This is a genomic window from Micromonospora sp. NPDC023814 (assembly GCF_040639595.1).
Lineage (GTDB): Bacteria > Actinomycetota > Actinomycetes > Mycobacteriales > Micromonosporaceae > Micromonospora.
Genome location: NZ_JBFAAF010000091.1, coordinates 1 through 23,557, shown reverse-complemented (window position 1 = coordinate 23,557; position 23,557 = coordinate 1). Strand labels below are relative to the sequence as shown.

At 74.5% G+C, this 23,557-nt stretch carries 22 protein-coding genes and 1 pseudogene; 7 read left to right on the top strand and 16 right to left on the bottom strand.

The window, feature by feature from the left end; translation table 11 throughout:
* Nucleotides 1-94: 94 nt before the first annotated feature.
* Nucleotides 95-1,741, bottom strand: a complete 1,647-nt coding sequence (groL, locus tag AB0G14_RS31200) for a chaperonin GroEL (RefSeq protein ID WP_357703604.1) — start codon at nucleotides 1,739-1,741, stop codon at nucleotides 95-97.
* Between the two features lie 70 nt (nucleotides 1,742-1,811).
* On the bottom strand, nucleotides 1,812-2,126 hold the full coding sequence (gene groES / locus AB0G14_RS31195) for a co-chaperone GroES (RefSeq protein WP_088998427.1): 315 nt from the start codon (nucleotides 2,124-2,126) through the stop codon (nucleotides 1,812-1,814).
* Nucleotides 2,127-2,375: 249 nt separating this feature from the next.
* Between groES and AB0G14_RS31190 the strand changes: the two genes are divergently transcribed.
* From AB0G14_RS31190 to AB0G14_RS31165, 6 genes are all read left to right on the top strand, one after another.
* Nucleotides 2,376-3,599 carry a methyltransferase domain-containing protein gene (locus AB0G14_RS31190; RefSeq protein ID WP_357703602.1) on the top strand — a complete coding sequence of 408 codons (1,224 nt, stop codon included), beginning with the start codon at nucleotides 2,376-2,378 and terminating at the stop codon, nucleotides 3,597-3,599.
* A gap of 50 nt (nucleotides 3,600-3,649) precedes the next feature.
* Entirely contained in the window at nucleotides 3,650-4,129 is a 480-nt protein-coding gene (gene ybaK / locus AB0G14_RS31185) for a Cys-tRNA(Pro) deacylase (RefSeq protein WP_357703599.1), read from the top strand.
* A gap of 198 nt (nucleotides 4,130-4,327) precedes the next feature.
* Nucleotides 4,328-5,428, top strand: a complete 1,101-nt coding sequence (locus tag AB0G14_RS31180; RefSeq protein WP_357703597.1) for a substrate-binding domain-containing protein — start codon at nucleotides 4,328-4,330, stop codon at nucleotides 5,426-5,428.
* A gap of 106 nt (nucleotides 5,429-5,534) precedes the next feature.
* Nucleotides 5,535-6,356: an ATP-binding cassette domain-containing protein gene (locus AB0G14_RS31175; protein WP_357703594.1), complete on the top strand. Its 822-nt coding sequence runs from the start codon at nucleotides 5,535-5,537 to the stop codon at nucleotides 6,354-6,356.
* A complete protein-coding gene (locus tag AB0G14_RS31170; protein ID WP_357703591.1) occupies nucleotides 6,353-7,612 on the top strand; it encodes an ABC transporter permease in 1,260 nt (419 codons plus the stop codon). The genes AB0G14_RS31175 and AB0G14_RS31170 overlap by 4 nt, the downstream gene beginning before the upstream one ends.
* 28 nt (nucleotides 7,613-7,640) lie before the next feature.
* Nucleotides 7,641-8,822, top strand: coding sequence for an ROK family protein (locus AB0G14_RS31165; RefSeq protein ID WP_357703588.1), 1,182 nt, complete (start codon nucleotides 7,641-7,643; stop codon nucleotides 8,820-8,822).
* Between the two features lie 120 nt (nucleotides 8,823-8,942).
* On the opposite strand, the gene AB0G14_RS31160 is transcribed toward AB0G14_RS31165, so the two are convergent.
* The 14 genes from AB0G14_RS31160 to AB0G14_RS31095 form a co-directional block, all read right to left on the bottom strand.
* Nucleotides 8,943-10,520 carry a Na+/H+ antiporter gene (locus AB0G14_RS31160; protein WP_357703586.1) on the bottom strand — a complete coding sequence of 526 codons (1,578 nt, stop codon included), beginning with the start codon at nucleotides 10,518-10,520 and terminating at the stop codon, nucleotides 8,943-8,945.
* A 270-nt stretch (nucleotides 10,521-10,790) separates the two neighbouring features.
* On the bottom strand, nucleotides 10,791-12,569 hold the full coding sequence (locus AB0G14_RS31155) for an ABC transporter ATP-binding protein (RefSeq protein ID WP_357703584.1): 1,779 nt from the start codon (nucleotides 12,567-12,569) through the stop codon (nucleotides 10,791-10,793).
* A complete protein-coding gene (locus tag AB0G14_RS31150) occupies nucleotides 12,569-14,269 on the bottom strand; it encodes an ABC transporter ATP-binding protein (RefSeq protein ID WP_357703581.1) in 1,701 nt (566 codons plus the stop codon). The genes AB0G14_RS31155 and AB0G14_RS31150 overlap by 1 nt, the downstream gene beginning before the upstream one ends.
* A 177-nt stretch (nucleotides 14,270-14,446) precedes the next feature.
* On the bottom strand, nucleotides 14,447-14,701 hold the full coding sequence (locus tag AB0G14_RS31145) for a hypothetical protein (protein WP_357703579.1): 255 nt from the start codon (nucleotides 14,699-14,701) through the stop codon (nucleotides 14,447-14,449).
* An 18-nt stretch (nucleotides 14,702-14,719) separates the two neighbouring features.
* Nucleotides 14,720-15,766, bottom strand: coding sequence for a tRNA (adenosine(37)-N6)-threonylcarbamoyltransferase complex transferase subunit TsaD (tsaD, locus tag AB0G14_RS31140; RefSeq protein WP_357703577.1), 1,047 nt, complete (start codon nucleotides 15,764-15,766; stop codon nucleotides 14,720-14,722).
* A complete protein-coding gene (gene rimI, locus AB0G14_RS31135) occupies nucleotides 15,759-16,223 on the bottom strand; it encodes a ribosomal protein S18-alanine N-acetyltransferase (RefSeq protein ID WP_357703574.1) in 465 nt (154 codons plus the stop codon). Before rimI ends, tsaD begins: the two co-directional genes overlap by 8 nt.
* The gene (tsaB, locus tag AB0G14_RS31130; RefSeq protein WP_357703571.1) at nucleotides 16,220-16,897 is read right to left on the bottom strand and encodes a tRNA (adenosine(37)-N6)-threonylcarbamoyltransferase complex dimerization subunit type 1 TsaB; all 678 of its coding nucleotides are present in this window, start codon (nucleotides 16,895-16,897) and stop codon (nucleotides 16,220-16,222) included. Before tsaB ends, rimI begins: the two co-directional genes overlap by 4 nt.
* A gap of 46 nt (nucleotides 16,898-16,943) precedes the next feature.
* On the bottom strand, nucleotides 16,944-17,795 hold the full coding sequence (locus AB0G14_RS31125) for a maleylpyruvate isomerase family mycothiol-dependent enzyme (RefSeq protein ID WP_357703569.1): 852 nt from the start codon (nucleotides 17,793-17,795) through the stop codon (nucleotides 16,944-16,946).
* Nucleotides 17,796-17,881: 86 nt separating this feature from the next.
* Complete coding sequence (gene ung / locus AB0G14_RS31120) at nucleotides 17,882-18,583, bottom strand: uracil-DNA glycosylase (protein ID WP_357703566.1); 702 nt, start codon at nucleotides 18,581-18,583, stop codon at nucleotides 17,882-17,884.
* A 60-nt stretch (nucleotides 18,584-18,643) separates the two neighbouring features.
* Nucleotides 18,644-19,126 (bottom strand): tRNA (adenosine(37)-N6)-threonylcarbamoyltransferase complex ATPase subunit type 1 TsaE, encoded by a 483-nt coding sequence (gene tsaE, locus AB0G14_RS31115; protein WP_357703564.1) that lies wholly within the window; start codon nucleotides 19,124-19,126, stop codon nucleotides 18,644-18,646.
* Nucleotides 19,123-20,214 carry an alpha/beta hydrolase gene (locus tag AB0G14_RS31110; RefSeq protein WP_357703562.1) on the bottom strand — a complete coding sequence of 364 codons (1,092 nt, stop codon included), beginning with the start codon at nucleotides 20,212-20,214 and terminating at the stop codon, nucleotides 19,123-19,125. Before AB0G14_RS31110 ends, tsaE begins: the two co-directional genes overlap by 4 nt.
* Nucleotides 20,211-21,329, bottom strand: a complete 1,119-nt coding sequence (gene alr, locus AB0G14_RS31105) for an alanine racemase (RefSeq protein ID WP_357703560.1) — start codon at nucleotides 21,327-21,329, stop codon at nucleotides 20,211-20,213. Before alr ends, AB0G14_RS31110 begins: the two co-directional genes overlap by 4 nt.
* A gap of 58 nt (nucleotides 21,330-21,387) precedes the next feature.
* Nucleotides 21,388-22,857 (bottom strand): NAD(P)H-hydrate dehydratase, encoded by a 1,470-nt coding sequence (locus tag AB0G14_RS31100; protein WP_357703557.1) that lies wholly within the window; start codon nucleotides 22,855-22,857, stop codon nucleotides 21,388-21,390.
* Between the two features lie 50 nt (nucleotides 22,858-22,907).
* Complete coding sequence (locus tag AB0G14_RS31095) at nucleotides 22,908-23,276, bottom strand: holo-ACP synthase (protein ID WP_350704088.1); 369 nt, start codon at nucleotides 23,274-23,276, stop codon at nucleotides 22,908-22,910.
* Nucleotides 23,277-23,462: 186 nt separating this feature from the next.
* On the opposite strand from AB0G14_RS31095, the pseudogene AB0G14_RS31090 reads away from it, so the two are divergent.
* Nucleotides 23,463-23,557 (top strand): annotated as a pseudogene (locus tag AB0G14_RS31090) (NAD-dependent epimerase/dehydratase family protein); the annotation flags it as partial.

Below are 23,557 nucleotides of genomic sequence, written 5' to 3'. Positions count from 1 at the left end.
CGCCCCGCCCCCCGGGCCGCCCCCCGCCGCGCGCAAGGGCCGGGGGGCCCCCCCACCGGCGGCGGCCCCCCCCCGACGAGGCGTACGGCGAGGGTCAGAAGCCCGGGCCGTGCTGGTGGCCGTGACCGTGGCCGTGGCCGTGCCCACCGGCGGCGGCCGGCTCGGCCTTCTCCGGCTTCTCCACCACGAGGCTCTCCGTGGTGAGCAGCAGGCCGGCGATCGACGCGGCGTTGCTGACCGCGTTGCGGGTCACCTTCACCGGGTCGAGGATGCCGGACTTCGCCAGGTCGACGTACTCGCCGCTGGCGGCGTCGAGGCCGTGGCCCCACTCCTTGCCGACGACCTTCTGCACCACGACGTAGCCGTCGTGGCCGGCGTTCTGGGCGATCCAGCGCAGCGGCTCGACCAGCGCCTTGCGCACGATCGAGACGCCGACCTTCTCGTCACCGGTGAAGCCGAGGTCGTCGTCCAGCGCCGGCAGGATCTGCGCCAGGGCGGCGCCGCCGCCCGGGACGGTGCCCTCCTCGACCGCGGCCTTGGTCGCGGCGATCGCGTCCTCGATGCGGTGCTTGCGCTCCTTCATCTCGACCTCGGTCGCGGCGCCGACCTTGATGACCGCGATGCCGCCGGACAGCTTGGCCAGCCGCTCGGCGAGCTTCTCCCGGTCCCAGTCGGAGTCGGAGGCCTCGATCTCCTTGCGGATCTGGGCCACCCGGTCCGCGACCTCGTTCGCCTGGCCGCCGCCGTCGACGATCGTGGTGTTCTCCTTGTCGACCACCACGCGACGGGCGCTGCCGAGCACCTCCAGGCCCACCTGGTCGAGCTTGTAGCCCAACTCCGGGGCGACCAGTTCGGCGCCGGTGAGGATCGCCATGTCCTGGAGCATCGCCTTGCGGCGGTCGCCGAAGCCGGGGGCCTTGACCGCGCAGACCTTGAGGGTCTTGCGGATCGAGTTGACCACCAGGGTGGACAGCGCCTGGCCCTCGACGTCCTCGGCGATGATCAGCAGCGGCTTGCTGTTCTGGAGGACCTTCTCCAGCAGCGGCAGCAGCTCCTCGATCGCCGAGATCTTCTGGGTGGTGATCAGGATGTACGGGTCCTCCAGGACCGACTCCTGCCCCTCCACGTCGGTGACGAAGTTCGGCGAGATGAAGCCCTTGTCGAACTGGAGGCCCTCGGTGACGTCCAGCTCGGTGGTGAGCGCGGAGCCCTCCTCGACGGTGATGACGCCGTCGCGGCCGACCCTCTCCATCGCCTCGGCGATCAGCTCGCCGATGGTGGCGTCCTGCGCGGAGATGGTCGCGACGTGCGCGATCGACTTCTTGTCGGCGACCTCGACCGCGCGGCCGAGCAGCGCCTCGGAGACCTTGGCGGCCGCCGCGTCGATGCCCCGCTTGAGGCCGGTCGGGTTGGCGCCGGCGGCCACGTTGCGCAGGCCCTCGCGGACCATCGCCTGGGCCAGCACGGTGGCGGTGGTGGTCCCGTCGCCGGCGACGTCGTTGGTCTTGGTCGCCACCTCCTTGACCAGCTGCGCGCCGAGGTTCTCGTAGGGGTTGGTGAGCTCGATCTCCTTGGCGATGGTCACGCCGTCGTTGGTGATCGTGGGCGCACCGAATTTCTTGTCCAGGACGACGTTGCGCCCGCGCGGGCCGAGGGTCACCTTGACCGCGTCCGCGAGGGCGTTGACACCGTGCTCGAGCAGGTGCCGGGCGTCGTCCGAGAAGCTCAGGATCTTCGCCATGAATGTCCCTTCGAAGCGACGTTGCCCCGGCCCGGCGAGCCGGACCGGGGCAACGACACTGATCGGTTGCTTACTTCTCGATGACCGCGAGGACGTCGCGGGCGGAGAGCACCAGGTACTCCTCGCCGGCGTACTTGACCTCGGTGCCGCCGTACTTCGAGTAGAGGACGGTGTCGCCGACCTTGACGTCGACCGGCACGCGGTTACCCTTGTCGTCGATCCGGCCCGGGCCGACAGCGAGGACGGTGCCCTCCTGCGGCTTCTCCTTGGCGGTGTCGGGGATCACGATGCCCGACGCCGTGGTGGTCTCAGCCTCGTTCGCCTGGACCACGATCCGGTCCTCGAGCGGCTTGATCGCAACCTTGGTCGCGGTAGTCACGGGCATACCCTCCTGGGGTACTGGTTTCGTTACCGGTCGACATGCCGACCGGCGTCAATCTGCCACATGCCACCGGGCGGGGCCGTCGTCGCGGGTGCCGGTCCGCCTGGCGTTCAGCGCCCGGGCCTGACAGCCCGGAAGCTGGCACCCTCGGGGTGAGAGTGCTAATCGCAGGTTATTCCTCGGCTAGCACTCCGTCAAGGAGAGTGCCAACCCGCCGGCCGGCGCGTCGGGCCGGCCGGCCAGAATGACCGCGTGGACCTCGACCAGCTCGCCGCCCTGCGTACGCCCGAGGGGTCGGTCGCGCTCGACGCGGCCGCGCGGGTGGCCGGCGGCGACCCGCTGGCCGCGGCGGCGGCGCTCCGCTCGGCCGGGATGCCGCCCGCGCTGGCGGCGGCCGCACTCACCCAGGCCGAGCTGCGCCGCCGGGCGGTCGGCAAGTTCGGGCCGGCGGCGGCGGGGATGTTCCTGACCCGGGCCGGGCTGGAGCAGGCCACCCGCGGCGCCGTCGCGGCGCGGCGCGCGCGCCGGCTGCGCGCCGCCGGCGTGCGCACCCTGGCCGACCTCGGGTGCGGCCTCGGCGCGGACGCGCTCGCCGCCGCCCGGGCCGGCATCCGGGTGTACGGGGTGGAGGCCGACCCGGTGACCGCCGCGATGGCCGCCGCCAACGCGGAGGCGGCCGGGCTGGCCGAACTGTTCACGGTGGAGTGCGGCGACGCCACGGCGTTCGACGTCGGCCGGGTCGACGGGGTGTTCTGCGACCCGGCGCGGCGGAAGGCGGGCACCGGGCGGCGGGTCTTCGACCCGAACGCCTACTCCCCGCCCTGGGACTTCGTCGTCGGCCTGGCCGCGCGGGTGCCGTACACGGTGGTGAAGGTGGCGCCCGGGATCGACCACGCGCTGATTCCCGCGGGCGCCGAGGCGGAGTGGGTGAGCGCGGACGGCGACCTGGTCGAGGCGGCGCTGTGGTGCGGCCGGCTCGCCGAGGTCCCCCGCCGGGCCACCCTGCTGCGCGGTAAGGAAGGGCCCCCTGTTAACGCCTCCGGTAGAGGAAGGGTCCCCTGCTATCAGGTGACCGGCTCCGGCGACGCCGAGGCGCCGGTCGGGCCGGTCCGCCGCTTCCTGTACGACCCGGACCCGGCGGTGGTCCGCGCGCACCTGGTCGCGGAGCTGGCCGGTGCCCTCGACGCGACGCTGGCCGACCCGAGCATCGCCTACCTCTATGCGGACGCCCCGGCGGCGACCCCGTTCGCCCGCTGCCTGGAGGTCACCGACGTGCTGCCGTTCTCGCTGAAGCGGCTGCGGGCGCTGCTGCGGGAGCGTCGGGTCGGCCGGGTGGAGATCCTCAAGCGCGGCTCCGCGCTGGAGCCGGAGAAGCTGCGGCGGGACCTGCGGCTGGCCGGCGACGAGGCGGCCAGCCTGGTGCTGACCCGGGTGGCCGGTGCGCCGACGGTGCTGGTCTGCCGCCCGGCCGGGTAGCCGGCCTTATCGGCTCGCGGGTCACCCGGACCCGGGTTAGCTTGACGGTCATGGCGGGACAGGGCACTCCGGCGACCGCGCTGCTGACGAAGCGGAAGATCGCCCACAGCACGCATCCGTACGACGTCTCCCCCGACGCGCCGAACTACGGCGCGCTGGTCGCGACGGCGCTGGGGGTGCCGCCGGAGCGGGTGTTCAAGTCGCTGGTCGCCGAGGTCGACGGCGCGCTGACCGTGGCGGTCGTGCCGGTCACCGGCGAGCTGGACCTCAAGGCGCTCGCCGCGGCGGTCGGCGGCAAGCGGGCCGCCATGGCCGACCGGGCGGTGGCCGAACGGGCCACCGGCTACGTGCGCGGCGGGATCAGCCCGCTCGGCCAGCGCCGGCGGCTGCCCACGGTGCTCGACTCGTCGGCGCTCGACCATCCCACCGTCTACGTCTCGGCGGGCCGGCGCGGCCTCCAGCTCCAGCTCGCCCCGCAGGATCTGGTCGCCCTCACCGGGGCGGCCACGGCCCCGCTGTCCGCCCGCTGAGCTGCGCCGCTCCCGGAGCCGGCGGGAGAGCGCTCCCGTGCGGGGCGACGGCCGGGTGACAGGGACGTTGCTGAATTGTTACTGCCGACAACAAACTCGCCACCTCGGCACTCTTGTGCCCACAGTGTGACGCGGAATACGTTGCCGGACACAACAAACGACCATCGTCACTCCCCCCACCCCGAAAGGACCCTGCACATGCGCAAGGGCTTCCTCACCCTCGCCGCCGTGGGCCTGCTCGCCACCGGCGGCATGACCGCCTGCGGCGACGACTCCGGCAGCGGTGACCAGGCCGGCGGCAGCGACAAGGCCCCGAAGATCGGCGTGATCCTGCCGGACAGCAAGTCCTCCGCCCGCTGGGAGGGCGCGGACCGCAAGTTCCTGGAGGAGGCGTTCAAGGCGGCCGGTGTCCAGTACGACATCCAGAACGCCCAGGGCGACAAGAACGCGTTCCAGACCATCGCCGACCAGATGATCACCAACGGCGTGACCGCCCTGATGATCGTCAACCTGGACTCCGGCACCGGCAAGGCCGTGCTCGACAAGGCCAAGTCCCAGGGCGTGGCGACGATCGACTACGACCGGCTCACCCTGGGCGGCTCGGCCACCTACTACGTCAGCTTCGACAACGAGGCCGTCGGCAAGCTCCAGGGCGAGGGCCTCAGCAAGTGCCTCACCGAAAAGGGCGCCAAGAACCCGGTCGTGGCCTACCTCAACGGCGCCCCGACCGACAACAACGCGACCCTGTTCAAGAACGGGTACGACTCGGTGCTCAAGCCGAAGTTCGACTCGAAGGAATACACCAAGGGCCCGGACCAGAACGTCCCGGAGTGGGACAACGCCCAGGCCGCCACCATCTTCGAGCAGATGCTCACCCAGACCCGCGGCAAGATCGACGGCGTGCTCGCGGCCAACGACGGCCTCGGCAACGCGGCCATCTCGGTGCTGAAGAAGAACAAGCTCAACGGCAAGGTCCCGGTGACCGGCCAGGACGCCACCCCGCAGGGCCTGCAACACATCCTCGCCGGCGACCAGTGCATGACCGTGTACAAGGCGGTCAAGCAGGAGGCCGACGCCGCCGCGGAGCTGGCCATCGCGGTGGCCAAGGGTGTGAAGAAGGACACCGGCAAGACGGTCAAGGACCCGGAGGGTGGCCGGGACGTCCCGGCCGTGCTGCTGACCCCGAAGGCGATCTACAAGGAGAACGTCAAGGACGTCATCGCCGACGGCTACGTCACCAAGGACGAGGTCTGTGCCGGGACGTACGCCAAGCTCTGCGCCGACGCCGGCATCAGCTGACCCGTACCCGATCCACGCGTACGCCGCCCGGCACGGCCCCCCTGTGCCGGGCGGCGGCTCGCGCCGACGGGACCCGAGACCTCCCCTCCGTCTGAAGGAGACCCCCGTGTCCGCAACCCCCCTGCTGGAACTACGCGGGATCGACAAGAGCTTCGGTCCCGTCCAGGTCCTGCGCGACGTCGCCTTCGCCGCCCACCCGGGCGAGGTGACCGCGCTGGTCGGCGACAACGGCGCCGGCAAGTCGACCCTGGTCAAGTGCATCAGCGGCATCCATCCCACCGACGCCGGCCAGTTCCTCTTCGACGGCCGGCCGGTGACCATCAACAGCCCCCGCGACGCCGCCGCGCTCGGCATCGAGGTCGTCTACCAGGACCTCGCGCTCTGCGACAACCTCGACATCGTGCAGAACATGTTCCTCGGCCGGGAGAAGCGCAGCGGCATCGTGCTCGACGAGCCGACCATGGAGCAGATGGCCGCCGACACCCTCGCCGGGTTGAGCGTGCGGACCGTGAAGTCGCTGCGCCAGCACGTCTCCAGCCTCTCCGGCGGCCAGCGCCAGACCGTCGCGATCGCCAAGGCCGTGCTCTGGAACAGCAGGCTCGTCATCCTCGACGAGCCGACCGCCGCGCTCGGCGTCGCGCAGACCGCCCAGGTGCTCGAACTGGTCCGCCGGCTCGCCGACAACGGCCTGGCCGTGGTGCTCATCTCGCACAACATGAACGACGTCTTCGCCGTCTCCGACCGGATCGCCGCGCTCTACCTCGGCCAGATGGTCGCCCAGGTGAAGACCACCGACATCACCCACGCGCAGGTGGTCGAGCTGATCACCGCCGGCCGCACCGGCGGGCTCGGGCTCGCCGACCTGGCCAACGGCGGCAACGGCCACGGCGCGGGGCCGGCCGACAGCAACGCAGGAGGCGTCCGATGACCACGACCGTCGTGCGGAAGGGTGGCCCGGCGCCCGTCACCCGACCGCCCACCCTCGGCAGCCACGTCCGCAGCTACGTGAGCCGGGTCCGCGGCGGCGACATCGGCGCGCTGCCCGCCGTGCTCGGCCTGGTCGTGCTCTGCACGGTCTTCTCGATCATGCGGCCGTCGTTCCTCACCGCCGGCAACTTCGCCAACCTGTTCACCCAGGGCGCCGCGGTCACGCTGATCGCGATGGGCCTGGTCTTCGTCCTGCTGCTCGGCGAGATCGACCTCTCCGCCGGCTTCGCCAGCGGGGTCTGCGCCGCCATCCTCGCCAACGTCGTCACCGTGCTCGGCCACCCGTGGTACGTGGCCGTGCTCGCCGCGATCGTCACCGGCGTGGTGATCGGCACCGTCCTCGGCTTCCTCGTCGCGAAGATCGGCATCCCGTCCTTCGTGGTGACCCTCGCCGGGTTCCTCGCCTTCCAGGGCATCGTGCTGATGCTGATGGAGGAGGGCACCAACATCTCCGTCCGCGACGAGGTGCTGGTGGCCATCGCCAACCGCAACCTCTCCCCCGTCCTCGGCTGGCTGCTGGCCGCCGTGGCGGTCGCCGGCTACGCGGCCGTGCAGCTGCTCCGGCACCGTACTCGGGCCTCCCGGGGGCTGGTCACCGACCCGATCGCGGTGGTGTTCGCCCGGATCGGCGGGTTGGCGCTCGTCCTCGGGGCGGCGGTCTTCATCCTCAACCTGGAGCGCAGCCGCAACGTCGTGATCAGCTCGCTCAAGGGCGTGCCGATCGTGGTGCCGATCATCGCGGTGCTGCTGGTCTTCTGGACGTTCGTGCTCCAGCGCACCAGCTACGGCCGGCACGTCTACGCCGTGGGCGGCAACAAGGAGGCGGCGCGCCGGGCGGGCATCGACGTGGACCGGATCCGCATCTCGGTCTTCGTGATCTGCTCCTCGATGGCGGCCGTCGGTGGCATCGTCGCCGCCAGCCGGGCCAACTCGGTGGACCCGAACACGGGTGGCAGTAACGTACTGCTCTACGCGGTCGGCGCGGCGGTCATCGGAGGCACCAGCCTCTTCGGCGGCAAGGGTCGGGTGCTCGACGCCGTCCTCGGTGGCGCGGTCGTCGCGGTCATCGACAACGGGATGGGCCTGATGGGATACAGCTCGGGGGTGAAGTACGTGGTCACCGGCGTGGTGCTGCTGCTCGCCGCAAGCGTGGACGCGTTCTCCCGCCGGCGCTCCGCCGCCACCGGCAACCGCTGACCGCGCGGCACCGGAAGTGACGACAGCAATGCGCGCAGGCCCCAGCCAGGACGAGATCCGCCGGCAGAACCTGGGCGCGTTGCTGCGGTACGTACACGTCCACGGGGCGACCACCCGTGCGGAACTGACCAGCGCGCTGGGGCTCAACCGCAGCACCATCGGCGCGCTGACCGCCGACCTGGCCGGCGCCGGGCTGGTCAGCGAGGGAACGCCGAAGGAGACCGGCCGGGCCGGGCGACCGTCGCTGGTCGTCCGGCCCGAGTCGGAGCGGGTGCACGCGTACGCGTACAGCATCGAGGTGGACCGGCTGCGGGCCGCGCGGGTCGGCCTCGGCGGGGCGGTGCTCGACCGCCGGGAGCAGGAACGCCCCCGCGGTCTGACCGCCGCGGAGGCCGCCCCGCTGCTGGCCGGGGCGGTCAAGGAGATGCAGCAGACCGTGCCGGCCGACGCGGTCTGCGTCGGCGCGGGCGTCGCGGTCTGCGGCATGGTCCGCCGCGACGACGGCCTGGTCCGGCTGGGACCGACCACCGGCTGGGTGGACGAGCCGATCGGCGCGGCGCTCGCCGCCGAACTGGGCTGCGAGGTCCCGGTCACGGTCGGCAACGTGGCCGACGTGGCGGCGTTCGCCGAGCACGCGCGCGGCACGGCGGCCGGCTGCGACAACGTCATCTACCTGTACGGGGACGTGGGCGTGGGCGCCGGCATCATCGCCGGCGGCCGCCGACTCACGGGGCACGGCGGCTACGGCGGCGAGGTCGGGCACATGGTGGTCGTCCCCGACGGCGCGCCCTGCGAATGCGGCTCCCGGGGCTGCTGGGAGACCCAGATCGGCGAGCACGCGCTGCTGCGCGCCGCCGGCCGCACCGACGCGCGGGGCCGGGACGCGCTGCTGGCCGTCTTCGACGCCGCCGACCGCGGCGACGCCCGGGCGCAGACCGCGGTCCGCCAGGCCGGCGACTGGCTCGGCTTTGGGGTGGCCAACCTGGTGAACATCTTCAACCCGGAGATGGTCATCTTCGGCGGCACCATGCGGGACCTCTACCTCGCCGCCGCCGCCCAGGTGCGCAGCCGGCTCAACTCGATCGCCCTGCCGGCCTGCCTGGAGCACGTCCGGCTGCGCACCCCGAAGCTGGGCGACGACGCGGCGCTGATCGGCGCCGCCGAGCTGGCCTTCGAACGGCTGCTCGCCGACCCGCTCGACGTCGGCTGACCCGTCGGCCGGCCATCGGGGCGTGCTCCGCCGCGCCTGACCCGCCCGTCGGGCCGCACGGTCGGCGCCGGGCCGCACCGGGCAGGCGGGTGCCGCGGCGGGCCGGGGCGACGTCGCGGGTTACTCGTTCGGCTCCGGTCCCAGCAGCCGGATCTCCTCGATGTCGAGGACGGCCTGCACGTCCCGGAGCACGATGTCGTCGATCTGGTTCGTGTCCCGCAACCTGGTGATCTCGCGGCGCTTGTGTTCCAGGACGGCGAGCCGCAGCCTCCGGTCGAGGTCCCGGGCCTGCTCCGCCGACCGGCCCCGGTCGGCGGAGCGGACGTCGTCGAGGTGCTGTTCGTAGTCGGCCCTGATCCGGTCGACCGCGTCCGGCCCGGCGCCGAGCCGGTCGGCGACCTCGGGCAGCGCCGCCAGGGCGGCCTCGGTGGCCCGCGTCCGGGCCAGGCGCCGTTCGTCGACGCGCCGGGTGTCGCCGACCAGGCCCGCCCACCCGACGACGGCCGGCAGCGTGGTGCCCTGGATCAGCATCGTCATCAGGATGGCGACGGCGGTCGTGAAGATGATCAGGTCACGCTCGTGGACGGGCGTGCCGGCGGGGGTCGTCACCGGCACCGCGAGGGCCGCCGCGAGGGACACCGCGCCCCGGAACCCCGCCCACCCGGCCGCCGTACGCACCCGCCAGTCGACCTGCTCGCCCTCCAGCGACGGGCGGCGGTTGGCGGCCCGGAAGCCGAACGCCGCCAGGTGGATCCAGAGCATCCGCGTCGCCACGACGACGCAGGTCACCACGACCGCGATGGCCAGCGCCCGCGCCGTCGACAGGCTGGTGAGGCCGCGCAGCGCGCGCGGGATCTGCATCCCGAGGAGCACGAAGAGCCCCCCGTTGACCAGGAACGTGGCGAGGTCCCAGAAGGCGTACGCCAGCACCCGGGACCGGGCCCGGACGACCCGGGGGGCCGCGTAGGAGAGCACGAGGCCGGCGACCACCACGGCCAGCACCCCGCTGGCGTGGACGAGTTCGGCGAGGAGGAACGCGACGAACGGCGTGAGAACGCTCAGCGCGCCCTCGCGCAGCGGATCGTCGAGGCGTCGCCGGACGACGATCACCGCCCAGCCGACCAGCAGGCCGGCGACGACGCCCCCGGCCGACGCGCCGACGAACCGCTCGGCCAGCCCGAGCGCGCTCGGCTCGGTGCCCCCGACGATCAGGCCCACCGCGACGGTGAAGAGCACCAGCGCGGTGCCGTCGTTGATCAGGCTCTCCGCGTGCAGGGTGGTGAGGATGCGGCGCGGCATTCGCTTGGCCAGTCCGGAGACCGCCGCGGCGTCGGTCGGCGCGAGCACCGCGCCGAGCACCCAGGCCGCGGCCGGGTCGATGCCGAGCCGCTGCGCGACGAGCGACACGGCGACCATCGTCGCCGCCACCAGCCCCACCGCCAGCAGCGTGATCGCCAGCAGGTTGGTGCGGATCTCGCGCAGGCTGGTGGTGATGCTCTCCCGGTAGAGGATCGCCGGCAGGAACAGCAGCAGCACCACCTCGGGCTCCAGCACCACGTGCGACAGCGGCGGCAGGAGCGCCAACAGCGCGCCCGCCGTGATGAGCAGGACCGGGGGCGCCACGCTGTACCGCCCGCCGAGGGTGGTGCCGACCAGCACCGTGACGCCCAGCACCACGATGAGTTCGAGACCGCCCACGTCGCTCCCCCGTCACCCGCCGGCCACGCCGCAGTGGCGGGTGCGCGATCGCCTGCCACTGGCAACATCGTGGTACGGCACGCGGACGCGGCACCGCCGAACCGTCGAACGGGTGACGGACGGCGCGACGTCAGGAGCGCGTGACGGACGGCGGCGACGTCAGGAGCGCGTGACGGACGGCGGCGACGTCAGGAGCGCGTGACGGACGGCGCGACGTCAGGAGCGCGTGACGGACGGCGCGACGTCAGGGCCGGTGGCGGGCGGTCGGTGTCAGGAGCGGGTGCCGTGCCAGGAGCGCCAGAGGGCCGCGTAGGACCCGCCCGCGGCGACCAGCTCGTCGTGCGGGCCGATCTCGGTGATCCGGCCGTCCTCGACCACCGCGACCCGGTCGGCGTCGTGCGCCGAGAAGAGGCGGTGCGCGATGGCGATCACCGTCCGGCCCTGGAGCACGGCCGCGAGGGAGCGCTCCAGGTGCCGGGCGGCCCGGGGGTCGATCAGCGAGGTGGCCTCGTCCAGCACCAGCGTGTGCGGGTCGGCCAGCACCAGCCGGGCCAGCGCCAACTGCTGCGCCTGCGCGGGCGACAGCGGGTGCCCACCGGCGCCGACCATCGTGTCGAGCCCGTCCGGCAGCGCGTCGGCCCAGTCCAGCGCGTCGACCGCGGCCAGCGCCGACCGGACGGCCGCCTCGTCGGCGCCCGGCCGGACCATCGCCACGTTGTCCCGCAGCGTGCCGATGAAGACGTGGTGCTCCTGGGTGACCAGCGCGACGTGCGTCCGCAGTTCGGCCAGGGGCAGCTCGTCGAGCCGCCGCCCCGCCACGGTGACCGAGCCGGAACGGGGCGCGTGCACCCCGGCGAGCAGCCGGCCGAGGGTGGACTTTCCGGCGCCCGAGGGGCCGACCATCGCCAGCTTCTCCCCCGGCTCCGGCACCAGGGTCACGCCGTGCAGCACGTCCCGCCCCGTCCGGTACGCGTACCGGACGTCCCGGGCGGCGAGCCGCCGGTCGCCCGTCGGCACGTCGGTGCCCGCCCGCGTCGGCGACCCGGCCGGGGCCGGGGACGTGGTCGGGGCGTCGGCGTCGGCCACCCCCAGCAGGCGCGCCAGCGAGGCGCCGCCGACCTGCAGCTCGTCCAGCCAGGAGAGCAGCCGGTCGACCGGGTCGATCAGTTGCTGGACGTAGAGCGTGGCGGCGGTGACCTCGCCGAGGCTCACCCAACCCTTCAGGTGGAACCAGCCGCCGATGATCAGCGTGGCGACCACCGGCACCACGTAGCCGATCTCGGTGACCGGGAAGAACACCGTACGCAGCCGCAGGGTGTAGCGCTCGGCCGCGTACGACCGGCGGATGTCGGCGCCGGTGCGGGCCCGGCGGCGCGCCTCCTGCCGCAACGCCTCGGTGGTGCGCGAGCCCTCGACGGTCTCGCTGATCCCGTCGGTGATGTCGGAGTAGGCGGCGTTCTCCCGCAGGTAGCCGTCCGGGGCGCGGCGCAGGTACCACCGGGTGCCGGCCCACAGCAGCGGCACCGCGACCAGGCAGGGCACCGCGAGCAGCGGGTTGACCAGGAGCAGTGCGCCGACGATGAAGCAGCCGGTGACGACCGCGATCAGCGTCTCGGGCACCGCGAACCGGACCGTCCGGGACAGCGCGGAGACGTCCCGGGACGTCCGGGTGAGCAGGTCGCCCGTCCCGGCCCGCTCCACGGTGGCCAGCGGCAACGCCAGGATCCGGTCGACGAACTCCTCGCGCAGCTCGGCCAGCACCCGCTCGCCGAGCCGCGCCGACGCCAGGTGGGCGAACCGCACCAGCACCGACTGCGCCAGCACGAAGCCGGCGATCAGCAGCGCGATCCGGTCGACGGTGACGCCCGTCGTGCCCCGGGAGATCCCCTCGACCAGGTCGCCGAGCAGCCACGGCGCGACCAGGCCGGCCGCCGCGGCCAGGGCGTGCAGGCCGAGCGCCACACCGAGCGCGCGCGGGTGCCGGCGCACCAGCGTACGGGCGTAGCGGCGCACCTGGCGCGCGTCGGCGACCGGCAGTGCGGCGGCCATCAGTCCTCCCCCCGGCTGACCGTCGCCCGATAGCGCGGTTCGCCGTCGAGCAGTGCGGTGTGCGCCCCCTCGGCCACCACCTTGCCGTCCTCCACGAAGATCACATGGTCGGCGCGGCTCAGCACGAGCGGGCTGGTGGTGCAGACCAAGGTGGTCCGGCCGGCCCGGGCCGCGCCGAGCCGCTCGGCGATGCGGGCCTCGGTGTGCGCGTCCACGGCGCTGGTCGGCTCGACCAGCAGCAGGGTCTCCGGGTCGGCGACGAGCGCCCGGGCCAGCCGCAGCCGCTGCTGCTGGCCGCCGGAGAACTCCCGCCCCCGCTCGGCCACGGCGCTGGCCAGCCCGTCGGGCAGGGCCTCCACGATGTCCGTCGCGCTCGCCGCCGCCAGCGCCGCCGCGATCGCCGCCTCGTCGGCCCGGTCGTGCGGGTCCAGCTCCGCGCGCAGCGGGCCGGTGAACAGGTGCGCGTTGTTGTCGGCCACCAGGATCCGCTCCCGCACCGTCGCCAGCGGCAGCGCCCGCAGCGGTACGCCGTGCAGCATCGCGTCCGAGTCGACGTACCGGCCGAGGCGGTCCACGATCGCCGCCGCGTCCTCGGGCGCGGTCGCGGCGAGCGCGGTGAACCGGCCGGGCCGCAGGGTCACGCCCGACTCCACGTCGACCAACTCGCCGGGGCCGTCCGGCAGCGCCGCCGGGCGGGGCGGGTCCACCAGTTCCGGGTCGAGCCGCAGCAGCCGCACCACGCGCCGGGCGGCGACGTGCCCCCGGGTCAGCTTGTCCACCGCCTCGGTGAGCTGCCGCAGCGGGCTGACCAGGAACGCGGTGTAGCCGTAGAACGCCACGAGCTGGCCGGCGCTGATCTCGCCACGCAGCGCGAACCGGGCGCCGAGCCAGGTGACCAGCACCAGGAACGCGCCGGGGAGCAGCACCTGCGCCGCCTCCAACAGCGACTCGACCCGGGCCACCCGGAGGCCGTCGGCGCGCAGCGCCTGGGACCGCGCGCGGTAGCGGGCGGAGAGCATCGGCTCACCGCCGACGCCACGCAGCACCCGCAGCCCGGAGACGATGTCGCCGGCCCGGGTGGTCAGCGCCCCCTCGGAGTCCCGGTAGGCCTGCTGCTGCCGGTGCAGGGGCCGGATGAGCAGCCCGACCACCGCCATCAGCAGCGGCACGCCGAGCACCACGACCAGCCCGAGCGGCAGGGATGCGCCGAGCAGGATCACCCCGACGGTCACGATCGCGACGACGGCGCCGGTGCCCCGGGCGGTGATGTCGATCGCCGAGCCGATCTGGTTGATGTCGGCCGTGCCGATGCTCACCACCTCGCCGGCGGCCACCCGGCGCGGCAGCGCGGCGCCGAGCCGGTTCGCCGCGCCCACGGTCAGCTGCACCGTCCGGTACGCCCCGGCGAGGAAGTTGTGCACCGCGCAGCGGTGCCGCAGGATCCCGGCGACCGCCTGGATCACGCCCAGGCCCAGCAGCACCAGCCCCCAGGTGAGCAGCGCGTCCTCGTCCCCACGGGTGAGCCCGTCGACGGCCCGGCCGACGGCCGCCGGCACCAGCGACTGGGCGACCATCCAGACGACGCCGAGCAGGATGCCGACGGTGAACAGCACCTTGTGCCGCCCGGCCAGCCACACCAGGTAGCGGGTCGCCGAGCGGGTGTCGGGTACGCCGGGGTCACCGGCCGGTGAGAAACGCATGGCCCACCGACGCTAGGCGGGCCACGGGCAGCACCGCCAACCAATTACCGCTGCGACGTGCTCCGGCTCACGCCGAAGGGCGGCGGCGCGCCCCGATCCACATCGACCGGCGGCGCGCTCCGATCCACGTCGACCGGCGGCGCGCCCCGATCCACGTCGGACGGCGGCGCCCGCCGGTCAGCGGTCGACCTGGGTGAAGTCCCACGAGTGCGGCGGGCGGGCGAGCAGCATCGCCGGCGGCTCCGGCAGCGGGCGGGGATTGCTGCGCCACTTGGAGATGACCACCACCCGGTGGTCGGTGGAGGAGAACACCTCGCTGGACAGGTGCATCGGGTCGTGCTCGAACTCCGGCAGCGCCGCGTCGCAGACCCAGGTGATCAGGTCGGCGACGCCGTACGGCTCGGCCCGCGCCTCCCACATCCGCACGATCACGTCATCCATCCCTGAGTTTCACACGCTGACGGTGGTCAGCGGCATGGCCGAGTCGGCGGGCAGGTCGAGCCGGCTCGGCGCGACACCCGAGGCGACCAGGTGCGAGCCGAGGGCGGCGACCATCGCGCCGTTGTCCGTGCAGAGATTTGGTCGGGGCACCCGGACCCGGATGCCGTCCTTGGCGGCGCGGTGCTCGGCCATCGCCCGCAGCCGCGAGTTGGCCGCCACGCCGCCGCCGATCACCAGCGTCTCGACGCCGTTGGCCCGGCAGGCGTCCAGCGCCTTGCGCACCAGCACGTCGCAGACCGCCTCCTGGAAGGACGCGGCCACGTCGGCGACCGGCACCGGCTCGCCCGCCCGCTGCCGCGCCTCCACCCAGCGGGCCACCGCCGTCTTCAGTCCGGAGAAGGAGAAGTCGTAGCGGTGGGCGGCGAGGTCCTTGGCGGCGGTCAGGCCGCGCGGGAAGCCGATGGCGGCCGGGTCGCCGGCCCGGGCCTCCCGGTCGATGTACGGCCCGCCGGGGAACGGCAGGCCCAACAGCCGGGCCACCTTGTCGAACGCCTCGCCGGCCGCGTCGTCGATCGTGGCGCCGAGCGGGGTGACGCCCCGCGCCAGGTCGTCGACGAGGAGCAGGGAGGAGTGCCCGCCGGAGACCAGCAGGGCGATCGCCGGCTCGGGCAGCGGACCGTGCTCCAGGGTGTCCACGGCGACGTGCGCGGCCAGGTGGTTGACGCCGTAGACCGGCTTCTCGGCGGCGAGCGCGTAGCCCTTGGCGGCGGCCACCCCGACCAGCAGCGCGCCGGCCAACCCCGGGCCGGAGGTGACCGCGATCGCGTCGATGTCGGCGAGGGTCACCCCCGCCTCCTTCAGCGCCCGGTCCATCGTCGGCACGATGGCCTCCAGGTGCGCCCGGCTGGCCACCTCGGGCACCACCCCGCCGAACCGGGCGTGCTGCTCGACGCTGGAGGCGAGCGCGTCGGCCAGCAGCGTGTGCCCCCGCACGATGCCGACGCCGGTCTCGTCGCAGGACGTCTCGATGCCGAGGACCAGGGGTTCGTCAGTCATCGCCCACCTCCCGGGTGCGCTGCATGACCAGCGCGTCGGTGTTGCTCGGTTGGTAGTAGCCGCGCCGCACGCCGATCGGCTCGAAGCCGTACGCCGCGTAGAGCAGTTGGGCCGGGGCGTTGTCCGCCGCGACCTCCAGCAGGGTGCTGCGGGACCCGAGCCGGGCCGCCTCGGCGAGCAGCGCCTCCAGCAGCAGCCGGCCGACCCCGCGCCGCTGGGCGTCCCGGCGCACCGCGATGTTCTGCACCCACGCCTCGTCGGGCGGGGCCGCGGTGAGCCCGGCGTAGCCCAGCACGGCGCCGTCGTCGTCGGTGGCGACCAGGTAGAAGTGCCCGTTGGCCAGCTCGTTCCAGAACATCGCCGCCGACCACTGCTCGGCGCCGAACAGGTCCGCCTCGATCGGCAGCACCTCGTCGATGTGCCACCACCGGAACCGTTGGAGGCGCACCCCGGTCATGGCAGGACCGGCTTGCGGGCCGTCGCGGCCACGGCGTCCGGCCGGCGCAGGTAGAGCGGGGTGAGCGCCTCGCCGGGGGCGCCGGCCCGGATCCGCTCGGCGGCCAGGGCCGCCAGCACGCCGGCGTCCGGGTAGCGCGGCTCGGCCCGCACGGGCAGGCCCAGGGTGTCCGCGTACCGGTGCGCGCCGTCGCCGACCGCGACCGTGACGGCCAGGCCGCGGGCGCGCTCGGCGGCGACCGCCGGGGCCGACACCTCCGGCCCGACGATCCGCTGGCCCGCGCCGTCGTAGACCGCCCAGTAGATCTCCCGGCGCCGCGCGTCGCTCGCCGCCAGCACCGGCTCGCCGGCGGCCGCCGGGTGGCCGACGGCGTCCAGCGAGCAGACGCCGTACGTCGGCACGCCCAGCACCTGGCCCATGGTGGCGGCGGTGACCAGCCCCACCCGGAGCCCGGTGAACGGGCCGGGGCCGAGCCCGGCGACGATCGCGCCCAGGTCGGCCGGGCGGGCGTCGACGTCGGCGAGCACCGCGTCGACCTGCGGGGCGAGCAGTTCGCCGTGGGCGCGGGCGTCGACCGTGCAGCGGTGCGCCCGGGTCGCGACGCCGTCCGCCGTGACCTCCACCAGCGCCGCCGTCACCGCGGGCGTCGAGCTGTCCACCACCAGTACGAGCACGGTAAGCCAGCCTAGCCGGCCCCCTCGTCGGCCCCGGCGACGCGGGTCAGCTCGGGGTACGGAACTTGCGCAGGAAGGCGGGCAGGAGCCAGGGGCGCCGCCCGCTCACGCGCACCTTGCCGGTGAGCACCGCCCGGGCCCGGCTGATCCGGCCGAACATCATCAGGTTGAGCGTGGCGGGGTCGTGGTCGACCACGGCGTCGGGCCGGGCGTCCGGCTCGGCGAACGACACCCGGCCCCGGTGCAGCAGCAGCCGGACCGGGGCCGCGTACGCCGAGCGGAACTCGACCACGATCCGGCGCTCGCTCGGCGGCGGGCCGCCGTCGATCAGCCGCCCGTAGCCGTGCCGGACCACGCCGGCCAGGAACAGCTCCAGGAAGAGCGCGGCGTGCGGGCTGGGCACCTCCCACGGCAGCCCGGTGGCGCGGGCGATGTCGTGGCCGTGGATGAGCACCTCGTTGACCAGGTGGGCGCAGAGCCCGGCGAGGGGGACCTGCGCCCCGCCGAGCCACGACACCGTCTCGTCGGGGCGCCGCTCCTCGCAGGCGGTCAGGAACTGCTTCACGTCGGCCTGGAACCGGTCGAGCAGGACCTGCGGGTCGCGCTCGGTGAGGTGGCCGAGCAGCACGTCGTTGAAGCCCGCCACCGTGTCGACGCTGGTCTCGGGGAGCAGCCCGTCGAAGCCCGGCACCGGCGGAAGCGGGCGCTCCGGATCCACCAGGCAGACGTACAACCAGGCGATGGTGCCGACGTGGGCGAGCGTGTCCGCCACCGACCAGTGGGCCGTGGCCATGGCCTGCGGCGGGGCGGCGCGGACCAGATCGACGAAGCGGTCGGTCTGGTCCGCCAGGGCCGTCCGCGCCACCCGCCACCGTTCGTCGCTGACCGTCGCCGCCATCCGCCGCCTCCCGGCTCGCCGACCGCTGGAGGCAACAGGCTACAGCGCACGGTCACCGCCCGGTGACGCGCAGCTTGCGGACTTCGTCAGCCGGCCGAGCGCTCCCAGTCGACCGTGGGCAGGCCCACGTCGGCGAGGGCCTTGTTGGCCGCGCTGAACGGCCGGCTGCCCAGGAAGCCGCGCGGGTTCATCGGGCTGGGGTGCCCGGCCTCCAGCACCACGTGCTGCGGGTTGGTGACCAGCGCAGCCTTCTTGCGCGCGTAGCCGCCCCAGAGCAGGAAGACCACCCGGGAGTCCAGCGCGTCGAGCGCCCGGATGGTGGCGTCGGTGAACTCCTCCCAGCCGCGGTTCGCGTGCGAACCGGGCGTGGCCTCGCGGACGGTGAGCACCGAGTTGAGCAGCAGGACGCCCTGCGCCGCCCACCCGCTGAGGTTGCCGCTGCGCGGCTTCGGCACGCCGACGTCCTCGCCGAGCTCCTTGAAGACGTTACGCAGCGACGGCGGCACGCTCACGCCCTCCCGCACGCTGAAGCTGAGCCCGTGCGCCTGCCCCGTCTTGTGGTAGGGATCCTGCCCGAGGATCAGCACCCGGCAGTCGGCCGGCGCGCAGAGCCGGTAGGCCGAGAAGAGGTCCTCGACCGGCGGGAAGACGGTGCGGGTCGCGTACTCGCCCGCGACGAACTCGGCCAGCGCGGCGGTGCGGGCCGGGTCGAGGTGCGGGGTGAGCACGGCACGCCAGTCCTCCGGCAGCAGCGCCAGCAGGTCCAGGGTGGGGGCGTCGTCGGGCATCGGCAACCTTTCGCCTGTCGGGTCCGTCCCGCGCACTCTAGGCAGCCGGTACGACAGCGCTCAGCCGAGGGCCGCCAGGCGCTGCGCCCAGTCGCCGCCGACCGGCTCCAGCTCGACCACCCGGGTGTCGTCGTCGCGCCGGTTGACGCGCACCCGCAGGTGGGCGTCGACGAGCTGCTCGACCAGGCCCTCGCCCCACTCCACCACGGTGACCGACTCGTCCACCGAGGCGTCCAGGTCGAGGTCGTCGATCTCGGCGCGCGGGTCGGCGGCGTCCCCCAGCCGGTACGCGTCGGCGTGCACCAGCGCCACCGTGCCGCCCCGGGCCGGGTCCGGCCGGTGCACCCGGGCGATCACGAAGGTGGGCGAGGTGATGTCGCCGAGCACCCCGAGCCCGGCCCCGATGCCCTGGGTCAACGCGGTCTTGCCGGCGCCCAGCGGCCCGGTCAGCAGCAGCAGGTCGCCGGCGCGCAGCAGCCCGGCCAGCCGCCGCCCGAACCCGTGGGTGTCGTCGACCGTCGGCAGCTCGACGACATGCGTCACAGCGCCTCCAGGAACCGGACCAGCGCCTCGTTGACCTCGTCGGCGTGCTCCAGCATCACCACGTGCCCGCTGTCGGTGATCTTGACGAACTCGGCGTGCGGCAGCCGCCGGACGATCTCCTCGGAGTGCGTCACGGGGGTGATCATGTCCTTGTCGCCGACGACCACCAGCACGGGGGTGTCCGCCAGCGCGGCGAGCGCCGGGAACCGGGAGTGCGTGGCCAGCGTCCGCAGGTAGCGCGTCACCGTGTCGGCGGAGGTGCGGGAGTTCATCGTCTCGACGTACGACACCAGGGCCGGGCTGGGGTGGCGGGTGCCGAAGCCGTACTTGCGGGTGAGCAGCCACGCCACGTTGGTGGTGGACCTGCGCGCCCGGTCGATCACCGGGCCGCCGTAGCGGGTGACGTTGCCGACCATGTGCAGCACCGGTGCGCCGACCCGGCCGAGCAGGGCGGGCGCGACCAGCTTGGTCTCGGCGATCAGGCCGCCCGAGGTGGCCATCAGCACGGTGCCCACGACCCGGTCGCCGAACAGCTCCGGAAACAACTCGGCGAAGGCCATGATGGTCATTCCGCCCATCGAGTGGCCGACCAGCACCAGCGGCCCCTCCGGGGCGGTCCGGTCGATCACCTCGCGCAGCGTCCGGCCGAGCGCGGTGAGGTCGTACTCGCCCGTCTCCAGCCGCCCCGACCGGCCGTGCCCGGGCTGGTCGTACGCGACGATCCGGTGCTCGCCCCGCTCGGCGAGCAGCTTGCGCTGGAAGTGGAAGGTGCCCATGTCCAGGCAGAAGCCGTGCACCAGCACCACGGTCGGGTTGCCGGGCACGGGCCGGGTCGGCTCCACCACCTCGACGTGGATGTCGGTGCCGTCGGGCATCTCCAGCCGGAAGGAATCGTCGTACCGCTGGTCGCCGAAGACCTCCCCGGCGTACCGGTCGGTGGGGTCGGCCTTGAGTTTGCGGACCAGGGCGCGTTCGGTGGCGACGCCGGCCGCGAGCCCGGCGGCGGCGACCCCGACGGCGGCCAGCGCGCCCACGGCGGCCCGGGCGTGCCCGGAGCGGGGCAGCGGAATCCGGGAACGGGACGTCACGGGCGCTCGCCGTCGTAGACGCGGGGCACCCGGCTGCTGCCGAACCGGGTGACGATCTCGTAGTTGATGGTGTCGGCCGCCTCGGCCCAGTCGTCGGCCGTGGGCTCGCCGTCGGCGCCGCTGCCGAAGAGCGTGGCCACGTCGCCGGCGGCCACCGGGTCGTCGCCGCAGTCGAGCACGAACTGGTCCATGCAGACCCGGCCCGAGATCCGCCGCCGCCGGCCGCCGAGCTGCACCGGCCCGCTGTTGGAGGTGTGCCGGGGCACCCCGTCGGCGTAGCCGAGCGGCACCACGGCCAGGTTCGCCTCCCGCTCCGTGGTGTAGGTGTGCCCGTACGAGACGCCGGAGCCGGCGGGGACGCGCTTGGCGAGCATCACCCGGGCCCGCGCGGTCATCGCCGGGCGCAGCCCGTAGCTCTCGCCGGCCACCGGGGAGAGCCCGTAGACGGCGAGCCCGGGCCGGACCAGGTCGAAGTGCGCGTCCGGTCGGGTCAGCGTGGCGGCGGAGTTGGCCAGGTGCCGGTAGCGGGGCCGCAGGCCGGCCTGCTCGGCCATGCCGATGCCCTCGTGGAAGACGGCGAGCTGACGGTCGATGGTCGGGTGCCCGGGCGAGTCCGCGTAGACGAAGTGGCTCCACACCCCGACCACCTCGACCAGGCCGTCGGCCTGCGCCTTGGCGGCGGCGTCGAGCAGGGCCGGCCAGTCGGCGACGGTCGCGCCACCCCGGGACAGCCCGGTGTCGATCTTGAGGTGCAGCCGGGCCGGTCGCCCGGCCGCGCGGCCCGCCTCGACCATCTCGTCGAGCTGGGGCAGGCTGGCGGCGCCGAGGTCGACCCCGGCGGCGACCCCCTCGTGCAGCGGCAGCCCGGGCGCGAGGAGCCAGGCCAGCACCGGCACGGTGATCCCGGCCCGGCGCAGCGTCAGCGCCTCGTCCAGCGTGCAGACGCCCAGCCAGTCCGCCCCCGCGTCCAGCGCGGCGCGGGCGGCCGGGACCATGCCGTGGCCGTAGCCGTCGCCCTTGACCACCGCCATCAGCTCGGCGGCGGTGCCGGCCCGCAGCCGGCTCACGTTCTCGCGGATCGCGTCCAGATCCACCCGCACCTCGGCCTGCCACATGCCCCCAGCCTACTTTCCGCGCTGATCTCCCCGGCCCAGGCCGGCGGAGCCGCTGCGGTCAGCCGAGACGGGCGAGGACCGGGCGGAGGGCGTCGGCCACGTCGGGCGCGGTCACCGGCCCGCCCCGGGCCGCCTCCCGGCCGGCCAGCCCGTGCAGGTACGCGGCCGAGGCCGCCGCGCGCTCCGGCGCCAGCCCGGCCGCGAGCAGCGAGCCGAGCAGCCCGGCCAGCACGTCGCCGGTGCCCCCGGTGGCCAGCGCCGGGGTGCCGGTCGGGTTGACGTACGCCCGGCCGTCCGGCGTGCCGATCACCGTGCGGTCGCCCTTGAGCAGCACCACGGCGTTCATCCAGGCGGCCAGCCGCAGCGTGGCCGCCACCCGGTCGGCGCCCGGCGTCTCCCCGCAGAGCCGGGTGAACTCGCGGTCGTGCGGGGTGACCACGATCGGGGCGTCCCGCTTGCGCAGCCGGTCGGCGAGCGAGCCGTCGACCAGCAGCGTCAGCGCGTCGGCGTCGAGCACCACGGGCACCGGGGCGGAGAGCACCGCGCGCAGTTCCCGGGCCGCCTCCTCGCCGGTGCCCAGCCCGGAGCCGCAGACCCAGGCCTGCACCCGCCCCGCGTCGGCGACCCGGCCGACCGCGATCACCGAGGGGTGCCGGTGCAGCACGTCGGCCCGGGCGGAGCCGGCGTAGCGGACCATGCCGGTCGGGCCGGCCAGCGCCCCGGCGACCGAGAGCACCGCCGCGCCCGGGTAGGTGGTCGAGCCGGTGGCGACGCCCACCACGCCCCGGGCGTACTTCTCCGACGCCGGGCCGAGCCGGGGCCACCAGTCCACGACGTCCGACCACTCGGTCACGCGCAGCGCGGGGCTGCCGCGCAGCCACGGCTCCAGCCCGATGTCGACCAGTTCCACCTGACCGGCGAGCGCGGCGGCCGGGCCCACCACCAGCGCGGGCTTCAGCGCGCCGAACGCGACCGTCACGTCGGCGCGGACGGCGCTCGGCCGCCCCGTGGCGGTCAGCGGCACGTCCCCGGTGTCGACCGCGACACCGCTGGGCACGTCCACCGCCACCACGGTGGCGGGGGCGCCGTCGCGTCCGCAGTGCCGCACCAGGCTGGCGGCGAGCTGGTCGGCGGTGTCCCGGAGCCCGCCCCGCCCGCCGATCCCGACGATGCCGTCCAGCACCATGTCGACCGTCGCCGGCGGCCGGTCCACGATCCGCCCGCCGGCGGCCCGCAGCGCGGCCAGCCCCTCGGCGTGCGCCCGGCCGGGGCTGAGCAGCAGCGCCGACACGGCCGCGCCGCGACGGGCCAGGTGCGCGCCGGCCAGGAGCGTGTCACCGCCGTTGTCGCCGGAGCCGACCAGCAGCAGCACCCGGGCGGCGTAGACCCCGCCCCGGTCGGCGAGCAGCAGCGCGCAGCGGCGGGCCAGCCCGGCGGCGGCCCGCTTCATCAGCGTCCCGGGCGGAAGGGCGGCCATCAGCGCCGCCTCCGCCGCGCGTACGTCCGCGACCCGCCACACCGGTCTCACGCCACCGCCCCCGTCCGAGCTTCCCGGCGCGCCAGGTCGGCGCGCTCCGATCACCGTTCCGCGACCACCATGGCCGAGGCGATCCCGCCGTCGTGGGACAACGAGAGATGCCAGCGGTTGACCCCGCGCTCGGTGGCCGCCGCCGCGACCGTGCCGGAGACGGTCAGCCAGGGACGGCCGTCCGGGTCCGGCACGATCTCGCAGTCGTGCCAGCTCAGCCCGGCCGGCGCGCCGAGCGCCTTGGCGACCGCCTCCTTGGCCGCGAACCGGGCGGCCAGCGACTCCGGCGAACGCGGGTTGCCGGAGCTGGTGTAGCGCTCGGCCTCCGTGAAGAGCCGGTCGGCGAGCAGCGGCGTCCGCGCCAGGGCCCGGGCGAACCGCTCGACCAGGACGACGTCGATGCCGACAGCGACGATCACGGGCTCACCCTACCGGCGCGGGCGGCCGCACATTAGCCGCCGGCTCGGGGCGGGGCAACGCCTGTGGACGACGGGTGTCCGCCCGCCGGGCCCGTCGTCCACAGGGTGCCCGCGGGGGTGTGGACGCCGCCTAGCGTTCCGGTCGTCGATGTTCCGCGAGGCACGGGGGCCGAGGATGACCGAGGATCGGCGCTGGCGGACGGCCGGCCGCCGCGCGTCTACGAGGACGGCCGGCAGCGGCGCGACTTCGTGCACGTCACCGACGTGGCGCGGGCGAACCT

Coding starts and splice junctions, on each gene's coding strand:
- groL (WP_357703604.1), bottom strand. CDS start 1,741: ATGGCGAAGATCCTGAGCTTCTCGGACGACGCCCGGCACCTGCTCGAG.
- groES (WP_088998427.1), bottom strand. CDS start 2,126: ATGCCCGTGACTACCGCGACCAAGGTTGCGATCAAGCCGCTCGAGGAC.
- ybaK (WP_357703599.1), top strand. CDS start 3,650: ATGGCGGGACAGGGCACTCCGGCGACCGCGCTGCTGACGAAGCGGAAG.
- AB0G14_RS31180 (WP_357703597.1), top strand. CDS start 4,328: ATGCGCAAGGGCTTCCTCACCCTCGCCGCCGTGGGCCTGCTCGCCACC.
- AB0G14_RS31170 (WP_357703591.1), top strand. CDS start 6,353: ATGACCACGACCGTCGTGCGGAAGGGTGGCCCGGCGCCCGTCACCCGA.
- AB0G14_RS31165 (WP_357703588.1), top strand. CDS start 7,641: ATGCGCGCAGGCCCCAGCCAGGACGAGATCCGCCGGCAGAACCTGGGC.
- AB0G14_RS31155 (WP_357703584.1), bottom strand. CDS start 12,569: ATGGCCGCCGCACTGCCGGTCGCCGACGCGCGCCAGGTGCGCCGCTAC.
- AB0G14_RS31150 (WP_357703581.1), bottom strand. CDS start 14,269: ATGCGTTTCTCACCGGCCGGTGACCCCGGCGTACCCGACACCCGCTCG.
- tsaD (WP_357703577.1), bottom strand. CDS start 15,766: ATGACTGACGAACCCCTGGTCCTCGGCATCGAGACGTCCTGCGACGAG.
- rimI (WP_357703574.1), bottom strand. CDS start 16,223: ATGACCGGGGTGCGCCTCCAACGGTTCCGGTGGTGGCACATCGACGAG.
- AB0G14_RS31125 (WP_357703569.1), bottom strand. CDS start 17,795: ATGGCGGCGACGGTCAGCGACGAACGGTGGCGGGTGGCGCGGACGGCC.
- ung (WP_357703566.1), bottom strand. CDS start 18,583: ATGCCCGACGACGCCCCCACCCTGGACCTGCTGGCGCTGCTGCCGGAG.
- alr (WP_357703560.1), bottom strand. CDS start 21,329: ATGTGGCAGGCCGAGGTGCGGGTGGATCTGGACGCGATCCGCGAGAAC.